This window comes from Pseudoalteromonas ardens (assembly GCF_030125445.1).
In the GTDB taxonomy this organism is placed as follows: domain Bacteria; phylum Pseudomonadota; class Gammaproteobacteria; order Enterobacterales; family Alteromonadaceae; genus Pseudoalteromonas; species Pseudoalteromonas ardens.
In genome coordinates this window covers 416,287-431,962 of record NZ_JASJUV010000004.1, presented here as the reverse complement: position 1 = coordinate 431,962, position 15,676 = coordinate 416,287, and the positions used below count along the sequence as shown (strand labels likewise).

Sequence of the window (15,676 nt, the reverse complement as noted above, 5' to 3'; positions counted from 1 at the left end):
ATCAGGCTTGCGCCCATTGTGCAATATTCCCCACTGCTGCCTCCCGTAGGAGTCTGGACCGTGTCTCAGTTCCAGTGTGGCTGATCATCCTCTCAAACCAGCTAGGGATCGTCGCCTTGGTGAGCCGTTACCTCACCAACTAGCTAATCCCACTTGGGCCAATCTAAAGGCGAGAGCCGAAGCCCCCTTTGGTCCGTAGACATTATGCGGTATTAGCCATCGTTTCCAATGGTTGTCCCCCACCTCAAGGCATGTTCCCAAGCATTACTCACCCGTCCGCCGCTCGTCATCTTCTAGCAAGCTAGAAATGTTACCGCTCGACTTGCATGTGTTAGGCCTGCCGCCAGCGTTCAATCTGAGCCATGATCAAACTCTTCAATTAAAAGTTTTTTGAAACCGAAGTTTCGTGCTCATTGAATTCTGATTTTGATTCTTTCGAATCGAATTGACTGTGCTGAATAAACTATGTTTATTCCGTTGGTCACTCAGCTCAATTGAGACTCTAAATTTTTGTGCGTCATTCAGTAAACTGAAATTCGCTGTTAGAACTCAATCTGCACGAGTGCCCACACAGATGATTGCTTCATATTTTTAAAGAACAGTGCGACTTAATGTCGCTGCGCTGTTAGCGCCGAGGGTTGTGCATTCTAATCACTTCCCACTTTATGTCAACACTTAATTTTGAAAAATTTCAGAACCAAGTTTTATTTGACTCCCAACTCGCTGGCTCGTTGCTTTTCAGCGTTGTGCCCCGTGTCGGTGGATGCGCATTATAGGGAAATCGAAACCCAGCGCAACCCCTTTTTTGAAGAAAAGTGAGAAAAACATCGCGTTCGGACAAAAATAAGGCAAGACGCTCATTTTTTGACGTTAAACACCTCAAACTGAATAACTTTTAGGTACATATTACGCAAAAAGGCCAGTCAGAGTATTCTGACTGGCCTTTTTAATCTGTTCTATTAAATTGCGATATGCTTAGAACTTATATTCGATACCGGCACCCAGGTAATCTTCCTCTACACCGTTGTCTTCATCAACACTTGAGTAGAATGCGTAAAGCTTTGCCGCTTTGCTCAGCTTGTGGTCGATACCAACAGAGATACCATCTACTTTATCGCCTTTATCAAAGTCGATAACCTGGTACTGTAGCTTCAGGGTATTCGCGCCAAAACCGTAGGCCGCGTTTACCATATAACCGTCTGCCTCATCAGACCCATCTACTTTCTCTTGCATCTGGTACATTGCACCCAGTTTGAAATCTGCTACCTTACCTTGTACTGAAAAACGCACCGCATCGTAGCCTTTTACTTCACTGTCTGTTGCAACTGCTGCGTAGAAGTTAGTGTTCTTCAGTTTAGCATCACCATAAGTCAGGGCTGCCGAGAAACCGTTTTCACCCTCAGTGCTGTCTTCTGCGATAAAAGTACCGAGTACTTTGAAGCCATTGAAGCTGGCTGACTTATAAGAAATAGAGTCGCCCAGGCGGTTTTCACCTTTAAACAGATTCTTAATATCCGCTTCAAGGTCATTGAACAGATCCAATTTGCCTTGCGACTGTTTAAATGCCGTGTCATTGCGACCAACAACAACTTCACCGAAACCGCCTTTCAGGCCCACATATTGGTTACGCGCTGTAATGTTGTCATCATCGCCTTTAGAGTCTGCATCAGATACGTCAACCTGAAACTCCAATTTGTAGATAACTTCCAGACCAGAGTCTAGCTTTTCTGACCCCTTGAAACCAAAGCGTGATGCATTGCTCTTCACTTCTGTGAATGAACCTTCACCTTCATCTGAACTTTGTACAGACAAATTCGCTTTACCATATACATCAACATCAGCGTAAGCGCTCGCAGACAAAGCACCGAAAATAGAAACAAATAATGCTGATTTGGATAATTTCATGTGTATTTCCTCAAGTATCGCAACACGTAATTTTTTAGACAGGCGCAGTCTGCCAGTGGTACGTGACAGAAATATTACACTTAAAATAAAAGTGACATTTAATTGTCAGCCAACCATCATAAATAATTCAATAATCTGTAACCTAATCAGGTAAAGACGCCAAAAGACTGGCAATTGTCTCAATTTGTTCTATCTGTTCATTATCCTTGTGATAAGCAACATAGATCTCCCGTGCATTTTGCTCCACTGATTCAATATGAAATAGCAGCTTCTTCTCTATCGGCTCAACGGCCAGTGCACGGGGTATAAATGCTGAGCCACCACACTGCATGATCAAATCCAGTGCGATACGACCCGTACTGGTTCTGAAATAAGGCGGTGTGCTGCCGTTAAACTGTTTCGCATGCCACAATGAAAATGCTGTTCCCCAGTCTACGTAAACATATTGCTTATCGAAAAAATCTTCACTGGTGGTTTGCGCCATTGTACTGACCGGGATGATAGCCAGATGCTTAATTTGCTTAACGACCAGTTCATCCACTTTAGGTGGGTCAAATAGCACCGCAATATCGAGCGTGCGCTCCAATAACAAGCGGGTACTCTCCTGTTGCGCTTTGACCTCAGCCACCAGCGATACCCCAGGCATAGCCGCCACAATGTGGTTGATCCCAAACTGCAAAAAAGCGTCCCAAATATTCGGCGTGCCAGCCAGTGACACTTGTTTATGCATATTATTGGCAAGTGCGACGTCAACCTTGGCACGCTGCATCCCGGTGAGGATCATATTGGCATGAGGTAACAAACGTTCGCCCGGTGCAGTCAGTTGAATATTATTACGCTGGCGGATGAACAAATTAACGCCAAGGCTTTGTTCTAACTGGCGGATCCGAAAGCTGACAGCGGATTGAGTTATATATAAATTTTCCGCAGCACGACCAAAATGTCGCGTCTTAACAACTTCGACAAATGTTTTTAATAGATCTAGGTCCACATCCCCCCCTTACGATAAAAAAAACTCGTTTAATTATTTGTTCTCTATGGTCCATACTCCTGCCAAACAATGCTGAGGATTTCACCATGAATCAAAATTTAGCGACCTTGAAAGAAGCTTTTGTTACATCTAAACATTTCTATGATGATCTTAACTTTCCTCGAGGGTTTTCTCGCAGCGGACACTTCACTTTGCAGGAGTCTGATGTACTGGAAAACCATGGTGCACTACTAAAGAGCTTATACACCAAAGCTAGCCAGCCACAAAATGAATTTCAACGACAATTTGTCGACGTCATGGAGGGACGACAAACACCAGACAATGTGATGGAAAAAACCTGGACTAAATACCTGAAACTCACCACCTGCAAAACCAAGTTCCATACTTTGTTTGGCCGCTCTAAGGTAGAGACAAATAAAGAAGAAGTCGAAGCCGTTGCCGTGGAAGCAGACGACGAAATGTAATGAATTACCGGGGGCCTGACAGGTTCAGTGCCCCCAACATAATTATGCAGCCGCGAGACGGCGCTGCGCTTTACCCGAACGGTAAGAATCAAAACTGAACAGTGCCAGGGCAGACCAGATAAAGGCGAACGTTAACACCCGCTCAGCACTAAATACCTCACCATAGAACACCACAGCCAGAATAAACATCAAACTTGGTCCAATATACTGAAAGAAACCCAAAGTCGAATAGGGAATGCGTTTTGCGGCAGCGGTGAAACACAATAAAGGTAAGGTCGTTACAACCCCTGCGCTAATCAATAACACATTAGTGACCCAGTCATTCACCATCATATTGCTGGTTTCACTGGGTGTTAACCACCACCAGTAACCCAGTGCGATGGGCAGCAGAATAACGGCTTCAATCAACAGGCCAGGCAAAGACTCTACCGCCATGGTCTTACGCAATAACCCATAAATTGCAAATGACCCGGCTAAAGAAAAGGCAATCACCGGAAACGAGCCAAAGCTAACCAATTGCAGTACTACCCCAACAACAGCCAGCGCAACCGCAAACTGTTGGCGAGGCCGCAGACGTTCTTGCAAAAACAGCATACCCAACAGCACATTGAGTAAAGGGTTAATATAGTAGCCCAAACTTGCATCCAGCATATGGCCGTTATTCACCGACCAGATGAATAAGCCCCAGTTAAACCCCAGCAATAAGGCCGTAACCGTCAGCATCAGCATGAGTTTTGGTTGACGCAGCACAGCAACCACTTTGTCCCAGTTAAGTTTTACGGCGATGATCAAAGCAATAAAGAGTACCGACCAGACCACGCGGTGGATAAGAATTTCAAGCGCATCCACTTGATCCAACGATTTAAAATAGATGGGGGCCAATCCCCACATCAAAAATGCTAAAACGGCAAAGGTATACCCCTGCTTCGTTTCACTACTCGTTCCCATTCATTTCTCCCAAGCACACCATAATTGATCTTCTGATTGTTCCCACAGATGCCAAGCGCGCAGTATACCGTAATCTGTACCTGCCCGTATGATTTTCCTGTGATCAAAAACAAAAGACTTCTGCTGCAAAACCCACTAAAATGCGCTCGATGGAAAATCTTGCAACTCACTCAATCGACACACCGCACGGCGTACTGAAAGAAGTTTTTGGCTACAGTGACTTTCGTGACGGGCAACTCGACGTCATTCAGGCCTGCCTGGACGGGCGCGACAGCTTGGTACTGCTGCCTACCGGTGGCGGCAAATCGTTGTGCTATCAGGTACCCGCGTTACTTTTGCCGGGCACCTGCGTGGTGGTCTCTCCCCTTATTTCTTTGATGCAAGATCAAGTTGCACAGCTACAGGCTCTGGGTATCTCGGCAGAGTTTATCAATAACAGCCTCGACCGGGCTCAGCAACAAGCCATCTACCAGCGCCTGCATCAGGGAGAAATCAAACTCCTGTATGTGGCGCCGGAAAAAATACTGCAAAACGAATTTATTGAGCGCCTGAGTCACCTCCAGCTGGGCTTGTTTGCCATCGATGAAGCGCACTGCGTATCGCACTGGGGACATGATTTCAGACCACATTACTGTCGTCTGCATGAATTAAAGCATCGCTTTGCCTCAGTCCCTATGATGGCCTTAACCGCGACAGCCGATCTGGCCACCCGCAGTGACATTGTCACCCAGCTCGGGTTACAGGCCCCTTTTATTCATACGGGCAGCTTCGACAGACCGAATATTCGTTACACCATCGAAGAGAAATTTAAACCATTATCTCAGCTGATGCGTTATCTGCGCACGCAAAAAGGGCAAAGCGGCATCGTTTATTGCTCCAGCCGTAAACGTGTTGATGACATCGCCGAAAAGCTGGTTGAAGCCGGCTTTAATGCAGCAGCTTACCATGCAGGGATGAGCAATGAGCAACGCCAGTTTGTACAAAATGCCTTTGCGCGTGATGACATTCAAATTGTGGTTGCAACGGTGGCTTTCGGCATGGGGATCAATAAATCGAATGTGCGCTATGTACTGCACTATGACATTCCCAAGAGTATCGAGGCGTATTACCAGGAAACCGGCCGTGCAGGCCGTGATGGTCTGGCGGCAGAAGCCATCATGTACTTTGACCCCGCTGACATTGGCCGGGTAAAACGGTTTTTTGAAGACATTGAAGATGAGCACAGGCGCAGAGTCGAAGAGCAACGTTTTAGCTCAATGGCCAGTTTTGCTTCGGCTCAAACCTGCCGACGCCAAATTCTGCTCAATTATTTCAGCGAATATCAACGCGAACCGTGCGGCAACTGCGACATCTGCCTGAACCCACCAAAACGATTTGACGGCACTTTGGTTGCTCAGCAAGCCTTATCCTGTATTTACCGGGCCGAGCAGCGCTTTGGACTCGGCTATATTGTGGACGTGTTACGCGGCGCAAATACTGCACGGATCCGGGACAACCAACACCACACCCTGAGCACCTATGGGATTGGCAAAGAGCACAGCAACGAGTACTGGCTGAGTATTCTGCGACAGCTCATACACCATGGCCTGGTTGCACAAGACATTACCCAGGGCGCCGCACTACGCCTGACCGAAGGAGCGCGTTCAGTATTACGAGGGGAATATGCCCTGCAACTGGCACAGCCACGACTTGAAGCTAAGCACGTTTATCAGGATAAACTGGCGCAGTTCAATTATGATAAAAAGCTGTTTGCTAAATTGCGCAGCCTGCGAAAAGAGCTGGCCGATCAGGATGACGTACCACCTTATGTGGTGTTCAGTGATAAAACCCTGGCGGAAATGGCGCAACTGACGCCGACCAATGATAGCGAATTTTTGAAAGTGTCCGGGGTTGGCTTTACCAAACTCAGCAAATACGGCGCACCTTTTATGCAGCTGATCCGTAATTATCTGGACACAGATTAACCCAACTGTTTAAGTGGAGTCACCGTGACAACGCACATCGATCATTTAACAGATCAGAACCACATTCTTGTAACCCCCTGCTCACTCCCTGAGGCAGATGAGTTTGAGCTCTGGGGGCAAATTTTCTTGCACCTGGATGGCCTTACCTTACTGGAATTTCATCAGGGTGCTGACCGCCATCAATGGCGTTTCAATTATGCCGGACACCCCTACAATCTCAACTTTGAGCACTATAGTGAGAGTATCTGGATCGCGCCGGAAGGCCTTGGTGCCACTGAACATTTGCCGAACCTGGTAACATTATTACGGTTAAATTTACAACAATAATATAGACTTAGTTGAGCAGCTATGGCTAACATAGGCCATAATTAAAAGCACGTTAATTAACGACAGGCTGTTCTATGGGTTGGATTGTTCGCACTTCAATACTCGCAGTACTCACATCGATGGTAACCACGTCAGCGCAAGTTGCTGCCAGTACGCCATCAAGCGTTTCCGAACATTGCAGTAACAACCGTCCCATTGTGGCTGAGGACGATAACCTCCACCGCCAGTTAGATAGCACCGAGACTTTACCCGATTTGCGCAATGCCTCTGTGATCAGCATTGAGCTCAGGCAACTGAATGTCTTTGATACCTCTTTGCCGGAGGAAGACAACGCCGTGTTTCGCTTTGCAAATCGGGCGCACATCAAAACGAAACCTGAGGTGATCCGCAATTTATTGCTGTTTACCCAAGGGGGCGAATATGACCCCAAATTGCTGCGTGAGTCTGAGCGACTATTGCGTCAACAGCCCTATATCTATGATGCCAGGATCTTTGCCGAACAAACCTGTGAGGGAGAAGTGGCAGTCACCGTCATAACGCGCGATCTCTGGACCTTACTACCCGATATCAGTTTCAGCCGCAGCGGCGGCGATAATTCCAGCCGACTCGGCTTTCGTGAGTCCAACTTGCTGGGCTATGGTAAACGCCTGTCACTGACACATATTTCCGACCCGGATCGCAGTGGCTACTTATTTGTTTATGATGACCCCCAAATCCTTTCGAGCCGTTACCGGGGACGCCTTGAGTACGCAGACAACGATGATGGAAAAGTGCATTACGCTGGCGTTGAGTACCCGTTTTTTTCAATCTCCACGCCTTATAGTTACGGTATCAGTAACTTAAGTAATCGTCGGGTTGAGTCACTGTACAACTTGGGTGAAGAGATCTCGGAGTATCAGCAGCTCAGCGAAATATCCAATCTCTACATTGGCCGCGCCTTTGCACTGGACAATGACTGGACACGTCGACTCTTACTCGGGTATCAGGATGAAAAACAAGAATTTACCCGTCTTCGCGGTACCACTTTACCCATTGCTGAAAATCGGACGCTACGCTACCCCTATATGCAGGCACAGTGGTTTGAAGATGCCTATATTAAAGTGCGCAATTTTGATTCCATCTATCGTACAGAAGATTTAAATTTAGGCTGGAATATCAATGCCCAGCTTGGCTATTCAGACAGTGGGCTCAGCGATGATGACAGCCGTTGGGTGCTGACATTCAATGCCAACAAAGCCCACTTTACCTCTGCAGACAGTTTGCTCCGCTTTGCCTTCAACTTACATGGTTACTGGAACAAACGTCAGGATCAGGCTGAAAATCTGCTATTCAGTTCAAGACTGCAATATTATCTCAATACCAGCCTACGCCAATCCTGGTATGCCCAGCTTGAAATTCAATATGGTAAACACCTCAGTGCCGATAAACAGATCACCCTGGGCGGAGAAACCGGTTTACGGGGCTATCCCAGCAATTACCTGCAAGGCAATCGTCGGATTCTGCTGAACCTTGAGAAGCGCTATTACTGGGAATATGATTTACTACACCTGTTTAAAGTGGGTGGTGCCGCCTACTTTGATATTGGCAGGGTTGATGGCCGCCCGATACCGCCACCACTGCCGGGCAGCCTCGACGAGCCACACACTTTAACGGCTCTACAGCAACATGCGTTAACACATCAAATTCAGGGTCAATTTCTTAAAAACATTGGTATTGGACTGCGGCTTGCTCCCAGTCGGGCCAATTCGGGGCTGGTGCTGCATCTGGACGTCGCTGCGCCCCTTGATGGCCCGGACAATATTGACTCAGTACAGTGGTTATTTACCGTTAAAAACCGCTTTTAAACGGCCGAAATTCCCTGATATCATCGCGTTTTATTGATATATAAATAGGTCTGCCACGTGCCTGAAGCAATTACGACTTTCCTGCTCACTGAGTACAAACTGATAGTCACACTGCTGTTCGTTTTCCTGTTTCCTTTGCTGCTCAAACTGGCTCTCAAAATACTCCATCGGATCACCCGGGGTAAAATCGATCTGCACCGTCAACAACGGGCTGAGCTACTGCTCAAAGGGCTGGTTGGTACAGTGTTGTTATGCCTGTTACTGGTGTTCTGGGGGATCGAGTTACGCGGTTTATTAGTGCTGGGTTCCTCCCTATTTGCCATGCTCGGCGTTGCCCTGTTTGCCGCGTGGTCTTTGCTTAGCAACCTGACTGCTTTTTTAATCATGTTTGTGCAAAATGACTTTCGTCTTGGCAACTGGGTCAGGGTCATAGATGGCGCCAACGCCATCGAAGGCTGTATTGTCGAGATGGGGCTGATGAATGTGGTGTTACGTCATGTCGATGGGCATAAAGTGGTCTACCCCAACAACCTGTTCGTCACACGTCCAGTCTGGGTGTTGACCGAAGCGCCGGCCAAACCGAAAAACATTACTGAGCGACGGGTGCTAGGTCCCAAAAGATAGCCAAAACTGTCGATTGTCACACAATAGTGACATAACGCATGATATACGAAGGTATCTCAATATGAACAAGGAAAGGACAATGAAGACAACCAAGCTGTGTGCCATTATGATTGCGGGCGTACTGTTATTATCAGGCTGTAAAAGCCTGGTTGAAAAAGGAGACAAGTTGTATGAGGCTGGCATGTATGATCAATCCGCCGAGTTCTACGAACAAGCCCTCGCCGAAGACCCTCAGGATGTAGAAGCACGTCAGCGGCTCACCCTGGCGCGCAATAAAATCATCGACCGTGGACTCATTGACGTACGCATGTTGCGTCTGTCTGGCAACCATACCGGCGCGGCACTCAAACTGGAGACCTTACTGCGTAACCAGGTGAACTGGCACATAGAGCCCATCGGGCCTATGGCAGAAACCCAAAATGAAGAGCTGCGATATGCAACCAGCTGGCTCAGGCAAGAAGCTTTGTCACTGTCGCGCTCAGCCTTTCCGGATCCGTTTCGATACTTCGAATTGCGTTATGCATTTTTAATTGCCAATGCCAGACTGGGCAACACATTTGCTCAGTATCAGGCGCAGTTGCAAGTCAATGCCGAACGACAGTGTGAAAAACTCAGTACATCGCAGAGCAAAGATCGCCTGTTCTTACAGCGCTTTTATCGCAAATATTGTCAAGCCTGGAACATTGCCAGCCACCCCGCACAACGCGTGACTGCCCGGGCCTTGTATTCCGAGATCCGCATAGCACCAAAGCTCACCGTGCAACTGCACGACACAAGCACACAAAAACAACGCCTTCAGACTGTCTTATCTCAGCTAAATGACGCTTTTCGGGACAGCTTATGGTATCACCCTCAAGGTGAGGGGACCTTCACGCTCAACGTCCATGCCACTTTCAAACACAGCCGCAATACTAAACTGGTGAACAGACAAAAGCATTACACGCTGGAACAACCACAGCCTGACCCGAACGAGCCGGGCTCTTTTATAGACGTTGAGGTAGCGCAAACCTATCAATATCCGGTAACTGAATTCACGGAACATTACAGTCTGGATATGATGTACCTGGGGCGCCTGGGTGGGCAACGGATAGAGCATAAAGTGGACGATAGTCAGGTGCATCATACGCAAAGCCATTATGCAGACTTCCCCGATTTAGATCTGGAACCACAACAAGCCCAATTCCTGGATGTCAGCACGCATTTAGACAAACAGCTCACAGAGTTACATACTCAGTTTGTCGCAGATCTGGATCGGGTGTGGCTGCAAACCTACTGCGAAGATCAACTCGGTGCAGCCGATGGCGAATATGTACTGCGCTGCGCCAAGCTTGCACCACAACATGATTACGTCAATAACTGGTTTAATCAGCACTTTGGATTAAGTTACCAGGCGATGTCGAGTCTCTACTCGCTTTAGCCTTTGCCTGCAGGACATGAATAAAGCTGCTGTGGCGCTGCCAGCGGTTCGCCGTTTACAAAAAATACTGAGGGTGAGTTTTTGCCACACAGCTTCCAGGCCAGCAACTTAGTGATCAACCGCAGCACCATCACCTTTTGTGAGCGTGTGCCTTTGAGCTCATCTGGCAATCGACCTAGCGCGCCGCGGCAATAGACACTCCCCGAAGTGGGGCCCACCAAAGTATCGAGCGGTTCGCGCACAAAGCTATGTATGATCCCCACCATGGGCCAGAAAGAGCTAAAACAATTACCAACCGGAGTGTGACAACATTTAGAGTACCAGCGGTAAACGCCGCCCTTGGTCAGCTGCAAGCAGGCTAGCTGATCATGCCCTGTTAAGATACTGACGTGCGCCGGAGGCACCTGATAAATATCCGTTCCGCCAAAGTCGTTGAGAGAGTCCGCCTGTTCCAGGTGATGCAGATACGCACGACAATCCTGACAATAGCAGGTCAGACGATTCCCTTGCCAGCGCGGGTGCGCAGCGATGCGTCCGGTAACCTGACCACACCGACAACCCAGTTTAAACCCTTCAATCATCATGCCTGATCTCACCTTTCTCTCCTCACCAGATTTCCCTGTTCTACAATGCTTCGCCTATCAGGCCCGCATTGTAGAACAAACCGATTGGGAACACAGTACTTGGCGAGATCCCGACTTCATGCTAACTTCTCGCTCAGTTTAGACTAACAGGAAGCCTTTTATGCCTAAAGCCAGTGAAATAAAAAAACACGCCGCGATTGATTATAATGGTCGCGTAATGATCGTCCGAGATATTGAGCGCTCTGTACCGCAAGGTCGTGCTGGCGGCAGTTTATACCGTATGCGTATGTACGATGTCGTCAATGGCGGTAAAGTCGATGAAACCTTTAAAGCCGAAGAAATGCTGCAACTGGCCGATTTAACACGTCGCCCGGCAATGCTTTCTTACATTGATGGTGACGAATATGTGTTCATGGATGAAGAGGACTATACTCCTTATCACATCCATAAAGACTCGATTGCTGAACAGGTGCTATTCATCAATGAAGAAACCAAAGGCCTGTTGATTGTAGTTGTAGAAGGCACACCGGTATCATTAGATTTGCCTTCAAGCGTTGAGCTGGTAATCGAAGATACTGCGCCCTCTATCAAAGGTGCATCGGCCAGCGCCCGTACTAAGCCTGCCACGTTGACAACGGGCCTAGTCGTACAGGTACCTGAGCACATTTCCAGCGGTGATAAAATTAAAATTAACACTGCGGAATCTAAGTTCATGAGCCGCGCAGACAGTTAAGTCTGTGGTGCTCGCGGGACACACGCGGGCACCCTGCTGATGCGTTTAAAGTTCAACCAATTTATGAGATAGCATAGCCGTTTTGCGCAAAAATCGGTAACATAACCCACAATAACACACTAATCGGACACGTTTGTGGTCATACTGAAGTGCTTCAGCACCAAGTTGATAGATGGAATTAAACACGGATGAAGACAAGTAAGCTGAGTATCAGGCTATTATGGTATATCACCCCCTTGGTGATATTGCCGCTGCTACTGCTCGGCGGCTTTACACTGACCAATGTCACCAGCTCTACCCAAAAGCAGGCAAAACTCATTGTCAGTCGCTTCGTTGAACAACAGCAGCAAAAAATGTTCAACTATATGGAAATCTATCAATCCACGACCAAGTTGCTGTCAACCTCCCCGGTACTCAGTGATTTTTTAAGCCTGCCAGAAAATGAAACTCAGGAAAAAACACAACGTCTGGGTGCACTCATGGATGTGTTTGCCAGTTACAGCGAGGCCTATCCGGATATCATTAGTATCAACCTGGTTAATGAACATGGCCAGAGTCATGCCTTTTATGCCAGTAATCTGAACCGGGCGCCTCAGTCCTATCCCTTTTTTGCCCAAGTCCGACAAAGTAACTTACGCCAGCAGCAGTTTATGCAAGCGTCCCATAACGGTGGCACACAGCTGTATTTTGTGCAGCAGATTTATGGGGTGGACTTCAACCTAAACCGGCCTCAGCGTGAGGGCTACATTATTGTTCAGGTCGCCCCGTCAATCATCAGTAGCAGTATTCTGGAAGCCCCCTATGACAACACGCTGAATCTGCTGGTTTCAGCGTCGGGCGAAGTCTTATTCAGCTCCGACAGTCATTTTAATCAGAGCTTTTTGAGCGCTGAGGAAATGGCACAGATCAATGGTCTGGCAGATAAAGGAAAACTGGACTCTCTGGTGTTACCGTCCATTGATAACCTGCGGCGCATGACCTACAGCGCACAGCTCAGTGGCGGTTATTATTATATCTCAACCATACCTAAAACAATTTTATATCAGTCAGGTAAAGCGATCAGCCTGACCACCGCCCTGATTGTTATCCTGTCCGTCATTACACTTCCCATTCTGATCTTCATTGTGGTGAGAAACTTACTGCTGACTCCCATAGAACTGCTCGGGGAAGCCAGCCACCGTGTCGGGGATGGCGACTTATCGGTTGCGCTACCCGCCCATGACGATGACGAAGTTGGCATTTTGTTTGATGACTTTAACCATATGATCAAGCAGATCCGGGATTTCCAGGGGGAGCTGGAAGACTACAAACTGCATCTGGAAGAAAAAGTCGAAAACCGTACCCGGGCGCTGGAAGAAATGAATAGGCAGCTAGAGGTGGCGATTGCCGAAGCCGAACAAGCCAGCCAGCTGAAAAGCCGTTTCCTGGCCAATATGAGCCACGAGATCCGTACACCGCTGACTGCCATTATGGGCTTTACCGAGCAGATACTTCATTACCCTAATGCCACTAACTCAGCCCTGCACCTGGATACCATTTTGCGCAATTCCAGGCACTTACTGGAATTAATCAATAACATTCTGGACTTGTCCAAGATTGAGGCCGAGAAACTGGCTGTTGAACAAGACCCCATAGAATTGCTTCATTTGCTGAAGGATGTGGAGTCAATTATTGCGCCCATGGCAGAGCAAAAGCAGCTGGATTTCACCGTACACTATGCCTTACCGCTGCCTCAGCAACTCTTCAGTGATGAAACCCGTCTCAAGCAGATCCTGCTTAACATCGCAACGAATGCGGTTAAGTTTACTGAGACAGGCAGTATTCAGATCAATGCCCGGTACCGCTCAGACACAGCCCGATTTGAATTTGAAGTCAAAGACAGTGGCATTGGTATGTCGCAAGGCGAGATGTCTCGTGTATTTAAGCCCTTTGAGCAGGCTGATTCCACCACCACCAGACGCTTCGGTGGCACTGGTCTGGGACTATGTATCTCGAAAAATCTGGCTCAGCTATTAGGTGGAGACGTCAGCGTAGAAAGTGCTCAAGGGGTCGGCAGTTGCTTTAACATTAGCGTTGCAGCCAACCATCCGACGCAAGATTTTGCCTGGATTGACGATGAAGGCCAGCTGTCACACGATCACGTAGTATCTGCCCAGCAACTGGACCAAACCCAGCTGGAGGCAGAAATTCTGCTCGCCGAGGATAACCCGGATAACCAGGAGCTGCTGACCTTACTCCTCGGAGCTTGGGGACTCAAACCAGATATTGCCAGCAATGGCGCACAAGCCGTGGAGATGGCACTGGTCAACGATTACGATTTGATCCTAATGGACATGCAAATGCCGGTCATGGGTGGCCTTGAAGCCACTGAAATGCTGCGTCATGCCGCTTATGATGGCCCTATCATTGCGCTGACAGCCAATGTTATGAAACATGACATTGATACCTACCTGGCAGCCGGGTGTGATGCAACACTCGCCAAACCCATTGACCGTGAAAAGCTCGGCGCAGTCCTGCTTAATTACTTACAACTGGAAGACGACAAGAACTCTCAGTGGAACTCACTTTTACAAAGCGAAAAGTACTTACAAATCAGTCGCAACTACGTCGAAAAATTGCCCGATCAACTCATTCAGCTGGAACAGCTGTTTGGGGATCAGGAATGGGAATCTCTCAGGGCGTTGGCGCACAGTCTCAAAGGCAGCGCCGGGTGCTTTGGCTTTAACAACATCCACAGTGCCGCCGGCGATTTGGAAACCTGCTTGCGCGAAGACAATCCAACAAAGTGGGAATATGCCATGCTGACGCTTACACAGGCAATCAGATATACGCTGGAGCAGGAACACGCCTGATTCTGACGAGTCTGTTTCGCAAGCATAGGTAGAGTTAATATGCTCAATGATCCATGAGTTCAGGGTCAAACAGCACTTTCCCCATCAGCAACGCATCTTCTTTACCATCCGTGCTGGGATAGTAGTTTTTACGCACGCCCATCTCCGTAAATCCAGCCTTGTGATATAAACCAATGGCCGCTTCATTACCGACCCGCACTTCCAAAAAGATATTTTCGGCACGGTCTTGCTCACAGCGTGCCATGAAGTGCGCCAACAACTGACTGGCGAGGCCCTGCCCCTGACAAGCAGGCGTGATACAGATGTCCATCAGCGTAAAGTCCGGACCAGCCCGCTCACCTACATAAAAGCCAACCAGTTGCTCATCCAAATACATAGCAGCATTGAAATAACGGCCACTCAGACACGACTGCATGGTCTTGCTGGTCCAGGGGTGTGTATGGCAGGCCTGTTCAATATCCATGACTTGTTGCAATGGCAAGGCAGCAAGGTGATCAGGCCTGATAGAAATGGTCATGATTGCTCACTCCAGATCTGCTGCCACACTGCCCGCTTTTGCTCTGCACTCAGTTGCGTATCCGGTATAACCAGGTGAGCCTGCTGTGCGTGACACGTCCAGCTGATGGTATCGCCTGCAAAGACAGTGAGTTCGCTGGCATTGGCTGCTGTACAGATATCCTGTTGAAACCGCGCGCTTAGCGTCAGGACGACATCAGCTTGCTCCACTTGCTGAGACACAAGCGCACCAGGCTGAGGGTTGGGATCAAAAGCAGATTTGAGTTTAAGTGGCATTACACCAAGTAACTGAGCCTGAGTTGCATGCATGCAAAAACACCGGAAAAATTAAATGCTGAGGATTCTAGAATATGCGTGCAACGACTGCAATCTGAATTGTGTAAAATAAGGGAATTACTAAGAAATAAAGAAGGAAGTGGCAGGGGCGGCAGGACTCGAACCCGCAACCATCGGTTTTGGAGACCGCTGTTCTACCAATTGGAACTACGCCCCTGCAATGTCGACGCA

Annotated in this window: 14 protein-coding genes, 1 tRNA gene and 1 rRNA gene; 8 read left to right on the top strand and 8 right to left on the bottom strand. The window is 48.2% G+C overall.

Going from position 1 to position 15,676, the window contains the following annotated elements; genetic code table 11:
• The 3 genes from QNM19_RS15600 to QNM19_RS15590 all read right to left on the bottom strand — a co-directional run.
• A 16S ribosomal RNA gene (locus QNM19_RS15600) occupies positions 1-382 on the bottom strand; the annotation flags it as partial.
• Positions 383-975: 593 nt separating this feature from the next.
• A complete protein-coding gene (locus QNM19_RS15595; protein WP_284026900.1) occupies positions 976-1,905 on the bottom strand; it encodes a porin in 930 nt (309 codons plus the stop codon).
• Between the two features lie 142 nt (positions 1,906-2,047).
• Positions 2,048-2,896, bottom strand: coding sequence for a LysR family transcriptional regulator (locus QNM19_RS15590; protein ID WP_049866495.1), 849 nt, complete (start codon positions 2,894-2,896; stop codon positions 2,048-2,050).
• Between the two features lie 86 nt (positions 2,897-2,982).
• Here QNM19_RS15590 and QNM19_RS15585 point away from each other — a divergent pair, with 86 nt between their 5' ends.
• Complete coding sequence (locus tag QNM19_RS15585; protein WP_049866496.1) at positions 2,983-3,360, top strand: MaoP family protein; 378 nt, start codon at positions 2,983-2,985, stop codon at positions 3,358-3,360.
• Positions 3,361-3,402: 42 nt separating this feature from the next.
• Here the strand turns inward: QNM19_RS15585 and rarD are convergent, their stop codons facing one another.
• On the bottom strand, positions 3,403-4,308 hold the full coding sequence (gene rarD / locus QNM19_RS15580; RefSeq protein WP_049866497.1) for an EamA family transporter RarD: 906 nt from the start codon (positions 4,306-4,308) through the stop codon (positions 3,403-3,405).
• Positions 4,309-4,457: 149 nt separating this feature from the next.
• Here rarD and recQ point away from each other — a divergent pair, with 149 nt between their 5' ends.
• The 5 genes from recQ (at position 4,458) to QNM19_RS15555 (ending at position 10,484) form a co-directional block, all read left to right on the top strand.
• Positions 4,458-6,272 carry a DNA helicase RecQ gene (gene recQ / locus QNM19_RS15575; protein ID WP_284026899.1) on the top strand — a complete coding sequence of 605 codons (1,815 nt, stop codon included), beginning with the start codon at positions 4,458-4,460 and terminating at the stop codon, positions 6,270-6,272.
• Positions 6,273-6,296: 24 nt separating this feature from the next.
• Complete coding sequence (locus QNM19_RS15570) at positions 6,297-6,599, top strand: DUF3630 family protein (RefSeq protein WP_284026898.1); 303 nt, start codon at positions 6,297-6,299, stop codon at positions 6,597-6,599.
• Positions 6,600-6,673: 74 nt separating this feature from the next.
• A complete protein-coding gene (locus QNM19_RS15565; RefSeq protein ID WP_284026897.1) occupies positions 6,674-8,443 on the top strand; it encodes a BamA/TamA family outer membrane protein in 1,770 nt (589 codons plus the stop codon).
• Positions 8,444-8,500: 57 nt separating this feature from the next.
• Entirely contained in the window at positions 8,501-9,067 is a 567-nt protein-coding gene (locus tag QNM19_RS15560; RefSeq protein WP_049862893.1) for a mechanosensitive ion channel domain-containing protein, read from the top strand.
• Between the two features lie 79 nt (positions 9,068-9,146).
• Positions 9,147-10,484, top strand: a complete 1,338-nt coding sequence (locus tag QNM19_RS15555) for a tetratricopeptide repeat protein (protein WP_049862894.1) — start codon at positions 9,147-9,149, stop codon at positions 10,482-10,484.
• On the opposite strand, the gene QNM19_RS15550 is transcribed toward QNM19_RS15555, so the two are convergent.
• Complete coding sequence (locus tag QNM19_RS15550) at positions 10,481-11,080, bottom strand: DUF6151 family protein (protein WP_156202133.1); 600 nt, start codon at positions 11,078-11,080, stop codon at positions 10,481-10,483. The genes QNM19_RS15555 and QNM19_RS15550 overlap by 4 nt on opposite strands.
• A 148-nt stretch (positions 11,081-11,228) precedes the next feature.
• On the opposite strand from QNM19_RS15550, the gene efpL reads away from it, so the two are divergent.
• Complete coding sequence (gene efpL, locus QNM19_RS15545) at positions 11,229-11,801, top strand: elongation factor P-like protein EfpL (RefSeq protein ID WP_049862896.1); 573 nt, start codon at positions 11,229-11,231, stop codon at positions 11,799-11,801.
• Positions 11,802-11,989: 188 nt separating this feature from the next.
• Positions 11,990-14,653, top strand: a complete 2,664-nt coding sequence (locus tag QNM19_RS15540; RefSeq protein ID WP_049862897.1) for an ATP-binding protein — start codon at positions 11,990-11,992, stop codon at positions 14,651-14,653.
• Between the two features lie 43 nt (positions 14,654-14,696).
• Here the strand turns inward: QNM19_RS15540 and rimI are convergent, their stop codons facing one another.
• From rimI to QNM19_RS15525, 3 genes are all read right to left on the bottom strand, one after another.
• Positions 14,697-15,170 (bottom strand): ribosomal protein S18-alanine N-acetyltransferase, encoded by a 474-nt coding sequence (gene rimI / locus QNM19_RS15535; protein ID WP_197094209.1) that lies wholly within the window; start codon positions 15,168-15,170, stop codon positions 14,697-14,699.
• Positions 15,167-15,478 (bottom strand): hypothetical protein, encoded by a 312-nt coding sequence (locus tag QNM19_RS15530; protein WP_049862898.1) that lies wholly within the window; start codon positions 15,476-15,478, stop codon positions 15,167-15,169. The genes rimI and QNM19_RS15530 overlap by 4 nt, the downstream gene beginning before the upstream one ends.
• Positions 15,479-15,585: 107 nt before the next feature.
• A tRNA-Trp gene (locus QNM19_RS15525) sits at positions 15,586-15,662 on the bottom strand.
• Positions 15,663-15,676: the final 14 nt, after the last annotated feature.